The sequence below is a fragment of the Bacteroidia bacterium genome, from assembly GCA_020852255.1.
Taxonomy (GTDB): domain Bacteria; phylum Bacteroidota; class Bacteroidia; order JADZBD01; family JADZBD01; genus JADZBD01.
Window position 1 is genome coordinate 151,664 of record JADZBD010000001.1, and the last position, 16,391, is coordinate 168,054.

23 protein-coding genes are annotated in these 16,391 nt (G+C 39.2%); all 23 read left to right on the forward strand.

What is annotated here, in order from left to right; genetic code table 11:
- Positions 1-9: 9 nt before the first annotated feature.
- The 23 genes from IT233_00590 (at position 10) to IT233_00700 (ending at position 16,268) form a co-directional block, all read left to right on the forward strand.
- Complete coding sequence (locus IT233_00590) at positions 10-2,055, forward strand: ATP-binding protein (GenBank protein MCC7301115.1); 2,046 nt, start codon at positions 10-12, stop codon at positions 2,053-2,055.
- Positions 2,056-2,195: 140 nt separating this feature from the next.
- A complete protein-coding gene (locus tag IT233_00595; GenBank protein ID MCC7301116.1) occupies positions 2,196-2,633 on the forward strand; it encodes a hypothetical protein in 438 nt (145 codons plus the stop codon).
- A gap of 11 nt (positions 2,634-2,644) precedes the next feature.
- Positions 2,645-2,866, forward strand: coding sequence for a hypothetical protein (locus IT233_00600; GenBank protein ID MCC7301117.1), 222 nt, complete (start codon positions 2,645-2,647; stop codon positions 2,864-2,866).
- A 125-nt stretch (positions 2,867-2,991) separates the two neighbouring features.
- Entirely contained in the window at positions 2,992-3,177 is a 186-nt protein-coding gene (locus tag IT233_00605) for a hypothetical protein (GenBank protein MCC7301118.1), read from the forward strand.
- A gap of 1 nt (position 3,178) precedes the next feature.
- A complete protein-coding gene (locus IT233_00610) occupies positions 3,179-3,661 on the forward strand; it encodes a hypothetical protein (protein MCC7301119.1) in 483 nt (160 codons plus the stop codon).
- Positions 3,658-5,289 (forward strand): hypothetical protein, encoded by a 1,632-nt coding sequence (locus IT233_00615; GenBank protein ID MCC7301120.1) that lies wholly within the window; start codon positions 3,658-3,660, stop codon positions 5,287-5,289. Before IT233_00610 ends, IT233_00615 begins: the two co-directional genes overlap by 4 nt.
- Before the next feature lie 27 nt (positions 5,290-5,316).
- Positions 5,317-6,021 (forward strand): hypothetical protein, encoded by a 705-nt coding sequence (locus IT233_00620; GenBank protein ID MCC7301121.1) that lies wholly within the window; start codon positions 5,317-5,319, stop codon positions 6,019-6,021.
- Positions 6,022-6,154: 133 nt separating this feature from the next.
- Positions 6,155-6,874 (forward strand): hypothetical protein, encoded by a 720-nt coding sequence (locus IT233_00625; protein MCC7301122.1) that lies wholly within the window; start codon positions 6,155-6,157, stop codon positions 6,872-6,874.
- Between the two features lie 78 nt (positions 6,875-6,952).
- A complete protein-coding gene (locus IT233_00630) occupies positions 6,953-7,348 on the forward strand; it encodes a hypothetical protein (GenBank protein ID MCC7301123.1) in 396 nt (131 codons plus the stop codon).
- A gap of 5 nt (positions 7,349-7,353) precedes the next feature.
- Positions 7,354-7,851, forward strand: a complete 498-nt coding sequence (locus IT233_00635; GenBank protein MCC7301124.1) for a hypothetical protein — start codon at positions 7,354-7,356, stop codon at positions 7,849-7,851.
- Positions 7,829-8,143, forward strand: coding sequence for a hypothetical protein (locus tag IT233_00640; protein ID MCC7301125.1), 315 nt, complete (start codon positions 7,829-7,831; stop codon positions 8,141-8,143). Before IT233_00635 ends, IT233_00640 begins: the two co-directional genes overlap by 23 nt.
- Before the next feature lie 6 nt (positions 8,144-8,149).
- Entirely contained in the window at positions 8,150-8,983 is an 834-nt protein-coding gene (locus IT233_00645) for a hypothetical protein (protein ID MCC7301126.1), read from the forward strand.
- A gap of 77 nt (positions 8,984-9,060) precedes the next feature.
- Positions 9,061-9,243: a hypothetical protein gene (locus IT233_00650; GenBank protein MCC7301127.1), complete on the forward strand. Its 183-nt coding sequence runs from the start codon at positions 9,061-9,063 to the stop codon at positions 9,241-9,243.
- Entirely contained in the window at positions 9,244-9,951 is a 708-nt protein-coding gene (locus IT233_00655) for a hypothetical protein (GenBank protein ID MCC7301128.1), read from the forward strand.
- Positions 9,948-10,880, forward strand: a complete 933-nt coding sequence (locus tag IT233_00660) for a hypothetical protein (GenBank protein MCC7301129.1) — start codon at positions 9,948-9,950, stop codon at positions 10,878-10,880. The genes IT233_00655 and IT233_00660 overlap by 4 nt, the downstream gene beginning before the upstream one ends.
- Positions 10,873-11,310, forward strand: a complete 438-nt coding sequence (locus tag IT233_00665) for an N-acetylmuramoyl-L-alanine amidase (GenBank protein MCC7301130.1) — start codon at positions 10,873-10,875, stop codon at positions 11,308-11,310. Before IT233_00660 ends, IT233_00665 begins: the two co-directional genes overlap by 8 nt.
- The gene (locus IT233_00670; protein MCC7301131.1) at positions 11,310-11,978 is read left to right on the forward strand and encodes a hypothetical protein; all 669 of its coding nucleotides are present in this window, start codon (positions 11,310-11,312) and stop codon (positions 11,976-11,978) included. Before IT233_00665 ends, IT233_00670 begins: the two co-directional genes overlap by 1 nt.
- Positions 11,979-11,997: 19 nt before the next feature.
- Positions 11,998-12,204, forward strand: coding sequence for a hypothetical protein (locus IT233_00675; GenBank protein ID MCC7301132.1), 207 nt, complete (start codon positions 11,998-12,000; stop codon positions 12,202-12,204).
- A gap of 5 nt (positions 12,205-12,209) precedes the next feature.
- The gene (locus IT233_00680) at positions 12,210-12,464 is read left to right on the forward strand and encodes a hypothetical protein (protein ID MCC7301133.1); all 255 of its coding nucleotides are present in this window, start codon (positions 12,210-12,212) and stop codon (positions 12,462-12,464) included.
- Positions 12,445-13,113, forward strand: a complete 669-nt coding sequence (locus IT233_00685) for a hypothetical protein (GenBank protein MCC7301134.1) — start codon at positions 12,445-12,447, stop codon at positions 13,111-13,113. Before IT233_00680 ends, IT233_00685 begins: the two co-directional genes overlap by 20 nt.
- 8 nt (positions 13,114-13,121) lie before the next feature.
- Positions 13,122-13,322 (forward strand): hypothetical protein, encoded by a 201-nt coding sequence (locus IT233_00690; protein ID MCC7301135.1) that lies wholly within the window; start codon positions 13,122-13,124, stop codon positions 13,320-13,322.
- Between the two features lie 13 nt (positions 13,323-13,335).
- Positions 13,336-14,163 carry a DNA adenine methylase gene (locus tag IT233_00695; GenBank protein ID MCC7301136.1) on the forward strand — a complete coding sequence of 276 codons (828 nt, stop codon included), beginning with the start codon at positions 13,336-13,338 and terminating at the stop codon, positions 14,161-14,163.
- Between the two features lie 233 nt (positions 14,164-14,396).
- Entirely contained in the window at positions 14,397-16,268 is a 1,872-nt protein-coding gene (locus tag IT233_00700) for a hypothetical protein (protein MCC7301137.1), read from the forward strand.
- The last annotated feature ends 123 nt before the right edge of the window (positions 16,269-16,391 follow it).

The window sequence follows — 16,391 nt, forward strand, 5'->3', positions numbered from 1 at the left end:
TAATATCAAATGAAAAAGGAAGACAAATTCATTTTTACCACCAACTCAAGGATCATAAAAGATCTGTTGACTCAATATCGAAATACGTTTTACGCATTTTGTGAGCTTGTAAATAATTCAATTCAAGCCAAGGCTACCAAAATTGATATTACCATCGATTATGCGAAATCCGAAGTGACAAAGGCTCCAATTAAAAAAATCACGATAAAAGATTACGGGCATGGCGTCTCTATTTCGGATTTTGATAAAAAGATTTTGGAAGTTGGAACGGATGTAAAAAAGGATGGTGAAGGAGTTGGTCGATTTGCTGCATTGCAAATTGGAAGTCAAATTGAAATAGAAACTGTTGCTTACGATGAAAAAGAAAAAAAATATACAAAGGTCACTTTGCCGATAAACTCTTCTCTATTCAAGAATCAGAAGTTGGTGGATTTAAAATTTTCAGGTAAAGCAGAAATATTAAGCACGAAACCAAATCCCTACTACCAAGTTGAAATTAAAGCCTTGCATCACAATCAAAACGAAAGGACAGATCGAAAAAATGTCATTGCGAAGGAATTAATGAGTGAAAACATTCGACTTTCTTTATTCGAAAGATATCCGTATGAAATATTCAATGAAACAATTCAGTTTTCTGTAAACGGTAAAAAACTTAAAAAATCTGAATTCATTTATGATGTTCCTAAGATAAAGAAGGAGAAGTTTACCGATATGAAGGGTAATGAGCATGAAATGAAATTCTACTTCTATAAAGTAAAGTTGAATGATCATAAGGCTAAAGTGTTTTTCCAAATGGAAAATAGCGGCCTTAAATCTGTCGCATCGTCATTTTTGTATTCATCCGAATGGTTATCTAAAGACATGGGAAGTTGGTTCATATATGTTGAATCTCCCTTTTTTAAACCCGAAGTATTTCGGGACATTGACATGGACGAGTTAGGTGATGAGGGGATTGGGAAATTAAAATCTTTTACTAAGGATGTAATTACCCAGTTTTTCATTTCCATCAATAAGGAATTTGAAACGTTCACAACAAAATTGAAGGAGGCATATCCGGGTTACGAAGAAGCAAATGCTTCTTCCGAAACTCAGAAACTTCTCTTTGAACAATTCGCTTACATTGCTGAGCAGAAGTATAAATTGATAGAGAAGAATGAAAACATCAAAGAAATTCTTTATCCTTTAATGGAGCGTGCAATTGCTGACGGCAATATTGTAGAGATACTTGATGGCCTATTGCATTCAGATAAACCAACGACCGACAAGTTTAAAAATTTGCTTGAAGTTACAGATATGGAAAGTATTGTTCACTTCAATAGTGACGTTGCTGAAAAGATTGAATTCTTAGACTTTCTTCATGAGTTAAATTATGGAAAGATATCTGAATACGTCCTCGAAAGAAAACAGTTACATAAAATAGTCGAGAAAGAATTATGGTTATTTGGGGAATCATATAACGGAGTTCCCAATATGCTCTGGTCAGACAAAAAGTTACTTGGAATTTTTGAGGAATTAAGAACAAAGTATTTAGATTACCAACCAACCGCAGAAGATGAAAACTTAACTCCACTTAAGGGAGAAGGATTGAATGACATTACCGATCTATTTTTTACAAATGAAAAACCGCTTGATGATGGCGGTCGTGAATTTATGATTGTTGAATTGAAAGCACCACGTTGCAAAATATCACAAAAAGAATTGAGTCAAATTAAGAAGTATGCCTATGCAGTAGAAAGCACGACTGCCATTCCAAAGCATAAAACTCGTTATAAATTGCTTCTGATAGCAGCAGAGATGACTGCTCAAGTTGAATCTGAAATCAAATCCCTTTCTTCTGCTTACCAAACCCCTTTTTTAATTGAGCGTAAGAAGGATGTTGATGTTGAAATATATATGATGACTTGGGCAGAATTAATCGGTATTCAAAGGACAAAATTGAATTACTTATCAAAGTACCTTAAAATCAAAGATAAATCCGTTAAAGAGAAATTCGAGAAAGAATATCCAAATTTGATTAATCAAAAGATGAGAACTATGCTGAAGAAAATTGCTTAAAATATAACTCGCATTTTCAAGCATTAACCGACATTAACCGCATAAACAAACATTAATCAGCATCATCAAACAAGTTCGCGCAACAACTGGAAAGCGATCTTTTAGACCACCGCATCTTTGTCCTGTAAAACATAAATACTATGAACAGGACACAAGTAAAAGTACATCCGGCAGCAATATCACTTCTTGCGGATGCATCATGGGAATTCGCCCATGCTCAATTATGGAAAAACTATCCATTCAGCAAAGCTGAAAAAGAAGTTGCTAAAAATTTCATCAGCGAATATTACAAGGACATTCTTCCTGAATTATTCTCAACCTACGCAGGAAAACAATTCAATGCATTCTGCGAGCGCATTCTCAAGGCTAAACGCTACGTTGAGCGTTATCCAAGCCGTTACATCCCACATCCTGGACTTTATTTCAATCCCGAAAACAAAAAAGGATTTGCAGGAACTCTTCGTTGGCACAATGAAGATGTTCTGAAAGCGAGAATGAAAAATGTTCGCTTCTATTTTATCAATGGTGACGTGATTGCTTTCAATGCAACGCCTTATCCATACCGTCACACCGCTTAATTCCAAAAAACATGAAAGGAAAAATAATCCGGATGGTTCAACCCATCCATATAAAACCATACACCCTTAAAGAACTTGCAATTCTTTATGGAGTTGATTCACGAACATTCAAAACATGGCTTGTTCCATTTAATAAACTGCTTGGCGAAAAAATCGGGAGGTATTATATGATCGCGCAGGTGAAAGTGATTTTTGAAAAACTGGATTTGCCATCAATTGCTGACGCAGCATAAAACATTAACGAGCATTTCACAACAATAAAAAACAAAAATCAGCAAGAAAAAACAAGTACGCGCATTAACTGGAAAGTGAGTCAAACAGATGTCGGAGATTTGTTCCATCAAAATAAATAAAGCACATGAACACACCGAAAATACAAAACGATTCCTCAAGTCATCTCTTCCTTACCGGAACGATCTTGTTTGCGAATCTTGATTACACCGGATTAATGGAATATGCTTTAAAAGCAATTATCGGTGGCGCAATTTGGATGGGATTTAAACTTGGTGGCGATTATTTAGCCAACCGCAAAAAGAAAAACTAAAATGGGATTGCTGAAAAAAATATTAATAGGAACCGGCATAAGTGCTGTTGTGATTGGTGGAGTTGCGTACGTCCGCAGACTGACCAGAACATCAAATGAATTGTTGGTTGTGCCTACAGTAAACGTTCACAAACTAACGCTTCAAGGATTGACGTTGCGAGTGGACGTGAAAATGAAAAACCCAACACAGTCGCAATTGAAAATAAAATTTCCATTTGTAAAACTGATGTACAAGGATACAGCAATCGGATCATCGCAAGCAGTAAACAAAGACATCGTGATTCCGAAATACGGAGAAGTGTTAATTGATGCGATCATGATTGACATCCCGCTTTTAGGAATTTTCTCCTTGGCAAGTGATCTGATTAAAGGAATACAATCAGGCGAAGGAGTAAAAATGACGGTGAAAACGATAAGTACAATTGATTTGGGATGGAAGAAATTACCCTATGAAGATTCACAGGAAATCACTTTGAAAAAATGATTGCGAAAGAAAAACGAAATATAAAATCCGGGGTTGAATTCAATCAACTGTTCCCAAAAGCGAGACTGGAAGAAATTACAGTTAAGCACGATGCGAATGTTGGACACACCGTGAAATTTATTCCGAAGGTGGTGAAGGAAACACTTTTTCATACCTCGAAAGTTGCAGCGCAATTACACGACCGTTCTTTGAGAGTAACCTGCAATAAAATTTGGGATTTTGTTTACCAACATATCGCTTACAAAAAAGATGAAGACGGCAAAGAGCAAGTGCGCAGTCCTGCTCGCGCTTGGCACGACCGATCCACAGGGGTAGATTGTGACTGTTACACTGTATTTATATGCAGTATCCTTTCAAATCTAAAGATTCCGCACAAACTGCGAATTGCTAAATATAGCGCGGATCACTTTCAGCACATCTACCCCATCGTGCCGCTTTCAACAGGAGAAAATATAATTATCGACTGTGTAGTGAAAGAATTTAATTACGAAGAACCATATACCGAAAAAAAAGACTTTACAATGGATTTAAATTATCTCAATGGTGTTCCGGACAAAACCAATCTTGACAATCCTGAAATGGATGAATCGGGAGAACTCGGAAAACTTTTTGACTTCCTCAAAAAGAAACCTTCAACGTCTACTCCAACGGGTGAAGAAAAAAAAGGCGGGAAGCTGAAAGAAATTCTCAAAAAAGGATTGAACATCATCAACAAAGTAAATCCGGCAACCGTGGTGCTTAGAAACGGTGTTTTAGCTGCGATGAAACTGAACATGATGAAAGTTGGGCAGCGATTAAAATACGCCTACCTGAGCGATGCTGAAGCCCAAAAACGGGGTGTTGACATGGCTAAGTTTCAAAAGTTGAAACAGACCAAAGACAAACTCGAGAAAATATTCTATGGTGCGGGCGGAAAACCTGAAAACTTGAAGAATGCAATTCTTACCGGAAAAGGAAATAAAGATCACGATGTTCCGGTGTCAGGTTTAAGCGGTGCGGATGACAAAGCGATTCTTCACATGAATATTCACACGCCAATTCACGAAGTGCTTGGTCAGGAAATTTACTACTCCGAAAATATGGAGGGAATGGAAGAGATCGAAGGTCTGAACGGATTAGGAGAACCAATTACCGCTGCAAGTATTGGAGCAGCATCCGGAATCATGGCAGCGATTGCAGGATTACTGAAAAGTATCGGAAGTATTTTTCCAAAGAAACAAAAAGAGTCTGCCGATTTTGATGAAACAGCGGACGCAAATGCGGAAGCAGAACAAATTCAGGCAAACAATCCGCAGGTAAATCTTGATACCTACAATCCGGAAACCGATCCAAATTTGAAATCAATGACCACCGATCCGAATGCGACCACAAATCCGGATGGGAGTACCACGTCAACTGATCCAAACAAGCCACCTGCGGAGCAAACATTTTGGGAGAAAAACAAAAAGTGGATTAAACCAACTGCATGGGTGACAGGATTACTTGCAGCATTAGGAATCGGATACAAAGTTTATTCTGCAAATCAGAAAAAATCGGACAAGAAAAAAGAGAGCGGAGTTTCGGGAGTACCAAAAAGAAAATACAAAAAGAAGTCTCCGCAAAAAGTAAAAACGGTGACACTTAAATAAAATATCAACGAACTAAAAAACTAAATCATGTCAAGCGAAAAAAACTCATACGAAAAGAAAGCCAAGAAAAAGGCTATCCTTTCGGGGACACCGGGAACGGCCTCCGACAAAACACTTTCCATGAAGGAGAGAGCAAAAAAAACTATCATCCCTGCATTAGTAAACACCGCTTCTGCCATTGGCGGTGGATTTGCAGGAGCAGCAATGGGACGACTTTCATTTCTCACCGGACTTGTAGTGACGGGCGCAGGTGAAATCATGGGAAGTCCCGCTGTTGCCTCCTTCGGATTAGGAATGGCTGTTTCAAATGTTTACTCCATGACCACAGCAGCAGTAAACGGAACAGAAAAGCCTTCGAAGATTGAAGCTGCCAAGGAGCGAATGAAACATTATGGCAAAGGAATCATGGAGAAACTTTATCTCGATAAACTCATCAAGAAAAAAGAAGCCGATCCAAAAACCACAACTCAAACAACCACTACTACCAACACAACAACAAATCAGGGAACGAGTGGAATGGGCGAAGTACAATACTTCAAATATCCCTTGAGCGAAAAACCGGATCAAATGGATTTATCTGAATTGGAACGCTTCGAAAAAGAGATTCAAACTTCAGGAGAAACATTCGCCAAGGAGAAAAGTTCGGTGGAAGGAACTGAAAACAATTTCCATCAGGAAATCAACAAGGAGAATCTCATCGGCATAGAAGAAGACGAAGAGAAAATCTACTAATCAAAAAAGAAAACTGAATGCGATTTCATCCTTGGCCGGGATGTCAACAGGGGAAAGTCATGCCTTCTCTAAAGCAAACAGCGAAACAAAAAAGAACAATTAAAAATAATACAAACCATTAAAAACAAAAATCATGTTTGGAAACTTAGAAACAATTGAACAGTACAACAACGCAGGAGCATTGCTCGGCCTTGATGACATCGACAACGAAGAAGTGATGGGCGCGTTGCAAAAAATGAATCCCATTCAACGTGTACGCACGATCAACAAATTGGCAACGCCACCACCCGCATCAAAAGGATCGCGTGCAGAAATGGAAAAACACTTTTCAGAACTTCCTGCACACATCAAAGAAGGATTGAAAAAAGGCGAATTGCGTTTGGCGGATACCATTATCTATTCGATCAAACCCGCAAGCTCAAAAACAATTAAAATGTTTGAGACGCAGGATGACAAAGAAATTGGTCTTCGCAACATTTCAAATGCAAAATTACCGAAGAATCAATCGATGCTTGTAAGCGGAATCATTCTTCTTGCAGGTGTGTCAGCCGATGCAACGAAAGACAAAATCATCGCAACCAATTACGACAAGATCGAAACGATCCCTGCAATTGCCAACGGTGAATTCTCACTCAAGTCAAACAAAAAACAAATCGTTCCGGACACATCGAACAATTTGTTCAAGACAGGCAACCTGAATCTTGTGCCTATTGGTTACTACAAACTATCAAACCCGCGCATGATTCATGACGATGTGTTGATCGAATTGACCATCGAATTGGGAACGATGGATGGCATTGCTGCAAACACCTACATCTTCGCAGGATTGCACGGAACTGTAACTACTCCCTAATCATTAACCCGGTTCAAGTTTAAGGCTCTCGAATTTGCGAGAGCCTTAAACAAAGAACTAACCTAACACGAACATACGATGAAGGATGAAAATAATTTATTACGCGCACCCAAGGTGTTCGAGTTGATAGTGACTGCTGCCAATTCCAAAGTGTCGGAAACATTCGAACTGGATAAAAGTGTAAAGAAAGTCATGGGCGTTGCAATCACCTCGGAAAAACCCGATCTGCTTTTTCATCGCGGTTATGCCCGATTGGAAATCAACAAAAGAGAATTCTTTCCGGACAATCACGCTGTGCAAAGAATCATGAACGGAGTGGATGCAAATCTTGAAAACCGTTACTGGCCTCTCAAGGATGTGATCATTGGCAACGGACAAGTGAAACTTGAATACACCGACAAAAACGATGGAAGAACGGTTTTCGCTTCTTACACGGTGCAACTGTATCTCGATTGTGAAATTGAATTGAACTAAAACAAGTGGAAGAAATAATCATACATACGGTTGGCATCACGCGACAGGCAGAGCTGAAGCATTTTGAAATTCCCTTGCCACGCAATTGCGAATGTATAACTGGCTTGTGGTACAAGATCAGATTGATAACCGCAGCGCGAGGAGTTGTGACACAAATCAGTGGGAAATCAACATACAATCCCGAAGTGATGGTTGGAGAACTCTCCCTAATCAGCAATCAGCAGGAAGGCGTTTTTTATTTCGGCAACTTAATCCTGGATAAAATGAATGTTGGCTTCTTGGATTACACAACCGGATTATTCCCTGCAAAAAAATACAATCGCACACCCTACAAAAAACCCTTGGATGTAAAAATCATGGGAGAAACCGCAAGTGTGAACGGACATATCCTCGACAATTGGGGAGTGCTTTCCGGACGCAACGTGCAATACGAAGTAGACATTTATTTATTCGTGAAGTTGAAAGATAAAACCGAAAGCCATGACAGTAAACCTTGCTCTTGAATACATACCACGAAGGATGCGTGAATTGGGATACGGTAAAAAGTATCACTTACGTTTCAGGCACTTCATTCTGCGAGTTGGAGAAACAGTAAACCTAAAAGCGTTCAACAGTTATTTTATTCTGATTGAAGAGCCGGTAAGGATCAATGTGAAAAGTCAGAAAGGAATTTTTGACATCGCTTTAACCAACGCAGATGAATTGCAATACGAACACCACGGACAAATAAAAATTCGGAATACAGGAACTGCGATTGCAAGAGCGCGTTTCATCCAAGTAATCCCCTATAAATAATTAAAAATGGAAAATGAAACAATGACATATCGAACTTCTGATGTTCAACCTTACACAACAGAAAAGTTGCTGAAGGTAAAAAGGCTCTTGGAGAAAGCGAAAGAGAAAAACACCCCACGCTATTTTGAAATTTTGGTGGATGGATTCAAAGTAGTGCAACGCACCAATGACTTAAGCGATTTTGATTCGCACGAAGAATTTGTGGATGACGATACGAGAGAAGTTGTTGTGTTGCTTTATTCTGAAAGTGCAACCTCACCAAGAAATACAAAGCATATTTTTCGCCTGAAAGAATTGAAAAAAGAAATTCCGGTAACTGCTCCGGTGCAACAAGGACTTTCAGGAGTTGAATTGCAAGCGAAAATTGATGATGTGGTTGAGAAAAAAGATATGCAAAACCAAATAAAGGAATTGCAGAAGCAACTCGAAGATTCGCAAAAGAAAAATACTGAAGCCGATGATTACATCGATCAACTGGAAGATAAAGTTGAAACACTTGAAAAAGAAGTTGAAGAAGTAAAAGGCAAAACTGGTGAGCGTTGGATGAAGTTAGCCGAGAATCCACCATTGTGGATACAGCAACTTGTGGTTGGCAAAGTGACAGGAAATGTATTAAGCGGAACGGAAGAGAAAAAACCGGAAGGCGATGTTTCTTTCACTAAGAAAACTGATCCTGTAATTTCTGAAATGCAAAAGCGACACCTCCAAGTGATACAAGCGATGGAGCAGGAACTAAACGAAGATCAACTTCACACGTTAATGCGAATCAACGATACGCTTATCACCGACAAAACGAAAATTCCGGACGTAGCAGATCTTCTTGATCTGAATAAGGAATAATCTCAGAAAACATACCAAGTAAAATCAACACGGAAAAACATCCGCGCAGGGAAAGTCTGCGCCTAAAATAAAAAGAAATGAAAAAATACGCCTACGATATCACCATTGAAGCGGTCACGGAAAAGGAGGCCGATTCAAAAATGAAAGCACTTACTGTGCTTGCAAAAAAACTTACTGCAACGGAGTTAGAAAAACTTGCAGACATCATTCAGAACGATCCACAAAAAACAGCATTAGCAAAACAAGCCCTTGGAGTGTAAATGGAAAACGCACCTGTACATATCGAGCAACCACAAGTTCAACCGCCAATTCAGGAGGAGAAAAAAATCAATATCAAAGAGATTGTGATTTACTCCGCTGTAGGATTAATCTTAGTTGGTGGAAGTATTTATTTAGGATCGAAACTTATTCGTACTGGCATTGCCAATACAGAAGAGAAAAAATCACTCGATACTACATCAGCTTCCACGACTGCCAAGCAATTAAAAATGGCATTTGACAATGATGGTTGGTGGGGAACGGATGAAGAGTCACTTCGCAGAATTCTAAGAAGCATTCCGACAAAGGATTTCTACAAAGAGGTTGCGGGTTCATACAAAAAACTCTACGCAAGTCCGCTTACAAAGGATATGCAGGATGAGTTGACTTCCACCGAATACGAAGAGATGATGATGATCGTGGCTTCGAAACCTGAAAAGAAAGGTGACGCACCCACATTAAATTATCTCGCTTGGGCAAAAAGAATTCGTGCAGCGGTGAGTGTGTACTACGGAATATTCCCCGGCACAGATGAGGATGCAATCAAATCAGTATTCCTCGAAATCCCAACACAGGATGCATACAAAAAAGTGCAAGCTGCTTATGTGAAAGAATTTGGTGACACGCTGATGTATGATCTCGAAGGGGATTTATCACAAGACTATATCGATGAATACTTAGCCATCATCAAGAAAAAACCAAAATCATGACAACAGAAGTAAAACCCAAATCAAACAAAAAGAAGGCAATCCTTATTGGCCTTGGAGTAGTTGCAACTGCTGTGGGAGGATTCTTCGGATTTAAATATCTAAAGAACAGAAATAATAATTCTGATACTGAAGAAGAAGAAACCACTACTCCAGTAACCACTACTTCATCAACTCAAACAAGTTCTTCTTCAAGTTGGACAAAACCTTCCTCAACGACTACAACGAGAAAGGATGAATTCCCTCTGAAAAAAGGAAGCAAAGGAGAGCGGGTGAAGGCAATGCAACAACAACTCATTGCTAAATACGGAAAAACAATTCTTCCAAGGTATGGTGCGGATGGAGATTTCGGAAGTGAAATGGTCGCGGCATTGGAGAAAAAAGGATTGCCTGCTGAAGTTACCGAAAGTGCCTACAACCTTTTTGTAAAAGGTGCTGCACCGGATTCAACCACACTTGCGAAAGACCTATACAATGCCGCAGAGAGTAACAGTTACTCATCTGCACTTTCCAACCTGAAAAAACTCCGCAATACGGATGACTATTCTGAAGTAAGCACAAAGTTTAAAGAGTACCGCATTGATGGTGGAGTTAGAAAAACACTTGTCACCGGAATGCTTGACACTTTCAAGACCACTTCTCAGCAGGATGTGATCCGAATGGAATTTTTAAGAATGGGATTGAAGTACGATGGTAGCAAATGGTCTATACCAAGTTCAGTTTCCTTTTTCTCCGGAGTGAATGACTCATTATTGATTACCACCGAACCTACAGAACTGATTGATCTAAAACATAAGGTAAAAGTAAAAGTTCCTGCAAAAATGGTGATCGGTCGTCACATCAAATCCAAAAACGGATTAACTCTTTTTAGAACACTTGAAAAAAATAAAAAACTAATAGTAAAAACATCAACAATAAAAAACCATGCGTAACATAAAATACATTGTGCTTCATTGCACAGCAACATTACCTACCGCAACGGTAGATGCCATTCTAAAATTCTGGAAAGAAAAACGTGGATGGAAAAGTCCAGGATATCATTACATCATCAAAGCCAATGGCGATGTTGTGAAGTTACTCGATGAAAACAAAGTATCAAACGGTGTTTTGGGTTTCAATGAAAACTGCATCAACATTTGTTACATCGGTGGAATTACAAAGGATGGAAAAAATGCCGACACGCGAACACGCGCACAGGAGGATGCCACGTTTGACAAAATTGTTGAACTGTTAGAAAGATATCCGAATGCCGAAATCAAAGGTCATTGTGAATTTCCGAATCAGGGAGGAAAAACCTGTCCAAACTTCGATGCGAAAACATGGCTCAAGAATTACACACCGGATATTGATATGCATGAGTAATGAGTCTGCTCGGTAAAATAAGAACCATTGCACGACTTAAAGGCTACAAGATATTTTCCCGACCATACGAGTTGAACATTTGGGGAATAAGATCAAAGCAGACACGGTCAAACAAATTCGATGATGAATTCCATGTTTTTTATAAAACCGGATTTCTGAATTGGGAGTACCACGTGTTTCATGCTACAACTGATCCCGGAACGTACTGGCTGAATTCCCCAATGAATGAACAGGGAACAGCAATACTCAAAGCAGGACAATACATCAATGCCTATGGGTTGGGAATGCATAGAGGGAAATACATCGCATTGACACAGCAAAAACCCGTAACGGTGTATCGCGATTACAACCGAAATGCAATTCTTGATTTTTTCAATGGAACAAAGGACACCGGATTATTCGGAATAAATATTCACCGTGCAATGCTAAATGGAACAACGCGGTACGTGGATAATTTTTCCGCAGGATGCCAAGTGTTCGCTAACGGTGAAGATTTCGCAAAGTTCATCGGAATGTGTGACAAACATCGACAACTATACGGCAACCGATTCACATATACGCTTGTCGATTATCGCGCAGTCCGAAGAGCAACATTGCGAAAGATCACTCTTGGAACATTGACACTTGGAACAGGAGTTCTTGCTTACCACCTAATCACTAAAGAATAAACCAAAAACAAAAAGTAAAATGAAAAACGAAAAAAACAATCTACAAAAAGTTAATCCGATGGACGCTATCATGCATGACGCAGGTCGTTTAATTGATGCTGCCTTTCAATCATTGGCAACGCCTCCGCAATCAAAATCATACACGAACATTCGTGTAACAATAATCAACAACTCCTATGGTTCGCCCAAGGGATGGTTACGCAGAATGTTTGAGAAAATATTTTGATCGCCATGCAGGAATTTCTAAAAACGATCCTGCGTGATAAAACCGGAGCATTTTCCTTGCGGGAGTTAGTGGTTGCCATTTTCGTGGTCGCCACGCTCACCGCTTGGATTTCCGAACAGTTCTTTTCACTTGCCTGTCCGGAATATATGTTCTACGGTTTTGTATCGCTAATAGCAGCAGGTTGCTTCGGATACTCCATCGAAAAAAAAGTTATTAATCCATTTAAAACCAAAAATGAAAATGAACCAGTTCAAGAGTAAATTTTATCGCATACTAATTATCCTCTACTCTATTGTAAGTATAGGAAGCACAGTGTATTTATTGCTTCGCCCTTCGGAAAATAAAACCGATATCCGGTATGAGCAGACAAAAGATGAGTTGCAAAACATCAAAGAATACCTCAAGCAGAAAGATTCCAATTACCAACACACAATCGATTCTTTGCAAAAGGAAAGCGACAGCCTTCAGACCGTTATATCGGCAACCGATAAGCGATTGGATTATTCCCGATCACAGGTCAAGAATTTATCCGGTCAGCTTGTGGAATATGTTTATCGATATGAAAGCGACAGCACTTTGCAGAAAAATGAAATCGCGTTTGATTCTTTGAGTGAATTAAGCAGACAGTACATCACCGAGTCAACCATTCGAGATAGTTTATGCGACTCGGAGATCAATTCGCTAAAAGAAGTCATCGCTAATAAGGAAAGTGCGTTCAGCAATTGTGATTCTCTTCTGACAGACTATAAATCTGAAACGGATAAATTGATTTCACAAACGCAGGAATTAAATCTACAACTCCATCGAGCAGAGAAGAAAATAAAACGCAGCCGGAACATCAACCGGCTGCTCTCTGCCTCTGCCGTAATTCTATCCGGCATATTTATTACTTACCAAATCACTCACTAAATATTATTATGGACGAAAGAAGATTAGTATCAACCGTAACCTTTTTGTCATCGCTCTGCGGATACTTCTACGCCAAGCATTTTCACAAAGACGCTGTTCCCATTGTAATGATGAGCGGATTCTTCGGTGCTATGATAGGAGAAAGCATCTATAAGATTCTCAGCAAAGACGACAACGACAAAAACCCTCCCGCTGCTCCGACAGCTTAATTAAAAATCAGGAATGAAAACTCCAATTACATATTACGGTGGTAAGCAGGCATTATTAAAATATCTGCTTCCACTTATTCCTGCCCACCGAATTTATTGTGAGCCATTTTTCGGTGGCGGAGCATTATTTTTTGCCAAGCCAAAATCAGAAGTTGAAATTATTAACGATCTGAATTCTGAAGTCGTGAACTTTTTTAAAGTCACGCAAAATAAATACTCTGAACTCGAAAAGGAAATCCGCGCCACACTTCATTCAAGAGAACTGTATCAACAAGCGATGGTTGTTTACAAGCATCCGGACATGTTCGATGACGTGAAGCGTGCGTGGGCTTTTTGGGTAGCAACCAATCAGGGATTCTCATCATTAATCGGTTCTTGGGGATTTGGAAAAACAAATTCAAAGGAAATGGCTGTCGCAGGAAAGAGAGAATCTTTTACACGCGAATATGCAGACCGATTAAAAAAAGTTCAACTTGAAAATAACGATGCGATCAAAGTAATAGACCGTTCCGATTCAAAGGAAACATTCTTTTATGTTGATCCACCCTATATAGGTTCCGATCAAGGACACTACAAAGGATATGAAGAAGAGCATTTCAAAACGCTCCTTGACAAACTATCCAAAGTAAAAGGCAAATTCTTATTGAGCAGTTACCCCTCGAAATTGCTCGATTCATACATACGCAAAAACAAATGGAGAGTGCATAAAGTAAATAAAGCTGTTGCAGTCACTAAACACACCGACAAAAAGAAAACAGAAATGATGGTGATGAATTTCGATCCTTCTGCAAACGCAAAAGGGATAATCCAATCACTTAAAAAATTAAAAATCGCAGCCTAATGATAACCACATCCAACTATAAAAGTACCGTTGACAAAATCGGTATTGAAAAACTCCCTTCGGAATTACAAGAGGCGCACAATTTCTTGAGTGCTGCTACTTCCAATTTTACAAACTGGAAAAATACCGGAGATGAATTCAATCAGGTAAAAAAACTCGCTTTTGAAAAACTGCAATTGTTCTTGAAGAGCAACGGTAGTTTAAACGGAAAGGATGAACCACGATACTTGAAAATGGCGAAGGAAGATGCAATTAGCTACCAATGGATGGAAACCGATAAATTGAAAATGATTTATCGAATGGAACTTGACGCGGAACTCGAAGAGGATGGCACACCTGAAGAAAGAAAGATCAGAAGGACTGCCTTGGAAAAGGAACTACGAAAAAGAGACAAGGCATGGCTAAAAACATTCAAACCGATGAGTGGAACACCGGATGCCACAAAAGAAATCCGTTACATCGAATGGTTTTTATCTTTTCACAACAAAAGAGTGAAGCGTTCCGAGTTTATCGAATTGCTTCACGAATTACAAACGGATATCAAGGAAAAGGAAATCAGAAAAACTTCTCCTTTAGCAAAACAGATTCTCAAAATACAGGATACCGTTGTGGAGTTGTTGGATCAAAACAACAATGCATACAATATTACTTTTAGCGATCCGCTTAAATTCGAGTACAGTAATGCGATAAAGGAATACAGAGCAGCAAAGAAGAAATCAAAAGATGATGACAAACCAAAATCAGTTGATTTAAGCGGAATAGAAAAAAAAGAAAGTGGTGAAATTATGTCGAGCGTTGAATTCGCAAAAAAGGAGTTCTCCTGCCTTGGCTTCACAGATAAATGGTTAAGCCTGATTGGTGATCCTTCCCCCGGTTTCACAGCGATGGTTTTTGGAAAACCTAAAATGGGTAAATCATATCTCTGTGTAGAGTTCGCAGGATACCTTGCACGTAATTTTGGAAAGGTGCTTTATGTTGCCAAAGAAGAAAAGCTTGATATTACACTACAAAATAAGTTGAAAGAAAAAGATGTCGCTCACGAAAACCTTTTTGTGACGGACAGTCTACCGGCAGATCTTTCAGAATACAATTTCATTTTCCTGGACTCGGTTAACTTGCTTGGTCTTTCCCCCGAAGATTTGAGAAAATTAAAAGCGAACAACCCCGGAAAAGGATTCATCTATGTTTTTCAAACAACAAAAACCGGAAACTTTCGCGGAGCAAATTCATTTCAGCACGATGTCGATGTCGTAATTGAAATTCCGGAGAAAGGAAAGGCTGTTCAGTATGGTAGATTCAATCAAGGAGGTGAAATGACAATTTTTGAAGATGCGATCCCCCAAGCGTCTGAGGAATTGAGTGGAACTTCTAAGAATAAAATTTATCCATCATGGACTCGACCGAAATACATGGATGAAAGAGATCATCGGCAATTGCGTCACATTTATGACTTGTATAAGAAAGGCAAATTCAAAGAAGCCTATAACTATGCGAGTTTTGATTGTGATACCGCAATCAGAGAAGAAATCCCCGGTGAAATTTGGAAAAAGATGGGAGGAGAACTCACTCCTTCAGGTGAAGAGAGGCTCAAGGCGAAACTAAATGCGAAAAAAGGAAAATCCGCTCCAGTAAAAGAGGAGAAGAAAAAACGCACGATTGTTTTCAATAGTGCAATTCGTTTCTTGAAAAATTATATTCAGAGCGAATGGAATCTTGAGCTGAATGATTCGGAGTACATCGAAATACTGGATATCGCGCAGGAGAAAAACGAAAACCTCATTGATCTGATTGATGACCTTGGCAAAAATATTGACGAGTTCACAACGGTAATGGTGAAGGCCATGAAAGAGTGGGATAAGAATAAAGGGAATCTCGAAGAAAGGAATAAATCAAAGTTTGACCCATCTCATTACGCAAGCCGGAAAGACGATGAGAATCCTACTTTTCTTTTCAGCTCCGCAAGTAACAAGGTGCTGACTGAAGCCTTAAAAGGTGATTTCGATATTATCTATTTGGTTCGCAAGGAACTGGCTAACAGAGGACTGGATCAGAATGGTCAATGGGTTGGGTTTGATAGGGCGAAGGAGATTCATCGGATAGATTGACGGTGGTCTAATTTTTGCAGTGATTATCCTGATTTTGAAGGAGGACTAAAAAGAAGCGATTCTCATTAAGGGTCGATTCCGAAATATTTTGTAAATTTCGTAAGGGCAATTTAATTAATTCGA

What these genes read in the sequence shown, in the direction of transcription:
- IT233_00675 (MCC7301132.1), top strand. Translation starts at nt 11,998, where the DNA reads ATGAAAAACGAAAAAAACAATCTACAAAAAGTTAATCCGATGGACGCT.
- IT233_00620 (MCC7301121.1), top strand. Translation starts at nt 5,317, where the DNA reads ATGTCAAGCGAAAAAAACTCATACGAAAAGAAAGCCAAGAAAAAGGCT.
- IT233_00670 (MCC7301131.1), top strand. Translation starts at nt 11,310, where the DNA reads ATGAGTCTGCTCGGTAAAATAAGAACCATTGCACGACTTAAAGGCTAC.
- IT233_00600 (MCC7301117.1), top strand. Translation starts at nt 2,645, where the DNA reads ATGAAAGGAAAAATAATCCGGATGGTTCAACCCATCCATATAAAACCA.
- IT233_00605 (MCC7301118.1), top strand. Translation starts at nt 2,992, where the DNA reads ATGAACACACCGAAAATACAAAACGATTCCTCAAGTCATCTCTTCCTT.
- IT233_00700 (MCC7301137.1), top strand. Translation starts at nt 14,397, where the DNA reads ATGGCGAAGGAAGATGCAATTAGCTACCAATGGATGGAAACCGATAAA.
- IT233_00640 (MCC7301125.1), top strand. Translation starts at nt 7,829, where the DNA reads ATGACAGTAAACCTTGCTCTTGAATACATACCACGAAGGATGCGTGAA.
- IT233_00680 (MCC7301133.1), top strand. Translation starts at nt 12,210, where the DNA reads ATGCAGGAATTTCTAAAAACGATCCTGCGTGATAAAACCGGAGCATTT.
- IT233_00690 (MCC7301135.1), top strand. Translation starts at nt 13,122, where the DNA reads ATGGACGAAAGAAGATTAGTATCAACCGTAACCTTTTTGTCATCGCTC.
- IT233_00590 (MCC7301115.1), top strand. Translation starts at nt 10, where the DNA reads ATGAAAAAGGAAGACAAATTCATTTTTACCACCAACTCAAGGATCATA.
- IT233_00630 (MCC7301123.1), top strand. Translation starts at nt 6,953, where the DNA reads ATGAAGGATGAAAATAATTTATTACGCGCACCCAAGGTGTTCGAGTTG.
- IT233_00685 (MCC7301134.1), top strand. Translation starts at nt 12,445, where the DNA reads ATGAACCAGTTCAAGAGTAAATTTTATCGCATACTAATTATCCTCTAC.
- IT233_00615 (MCC7301120.1), top strand. Translation starts at nt 3,658, where the DNA reads ATGATTGCGAAAGAAAAACGAAATATAAAATCCGGGGTTGAATTCAAT.
- IT233_00625 (MCC7301122.1), top strand. Translation starts at nt 6,155, where the DNA reads ATGTTTGGAAACTTAGAAACAATTGAACAGTACAACAACGCAGGAGCA.
- IT233_00595 (MCC7301116.1), top strand. Translation starts at nt 2,196, where the DNA reads ATGAACAGGACACAAGTAAAAGTACATCCGGCAGCAATATCACTTCTT.
- IT233_00610 (MCC7301119.1), top strand. Translation starts at nt 3,179, where the DNA reads ATGGGATTGCTGAAAAAAATATTAATAGGAACCGGCATAAGTGCTGTT.
- IT233_00655 (MCC7301128.1), top strand. Translation starts at nt 9,244, where the DNA reads ATGGAAAACGCACCTGTACATATCGAGCAACCACAAGTTCAACCGCCA.
- IT233_00645 (MCC7301126.1), top strand. Translation starts at nt 8,150, where the DNA reads ATGGAAAATGAAACAATGACATATCGAACTTCTGATGTTCAACCTTAC.
- IT233_00660 (MCC7301129.1), top strand. Translation starts at nt 9,948, where the DNA reads ATGACAACAGAAGTAAAACCCAAATCAAACAAAAAGAAGGCAATCCTT.
- IT233_00650 (MCC7301127.1), top strand. Translation starts at nt 9,061, where the DNA reads ATGAAAAAATACGCCTACGATATCACCATTGAAGCGGTCACGGAAAAG.
- IT233_00695 (MCC7301136.1), top strand. Translation starts at nt 13,336, where the DNA reads ATGAAAACTCCAATTACATATTACGGTGGTAAGCAGGCATTATTAAAA.
- IT233_00665 (MCC7301130.1), top strand. Translation starts at nt 10,873, where the DNA reads ATGCGTAACATAAAATACATTGTGCTTCATTGCACAGCAACATTACCT.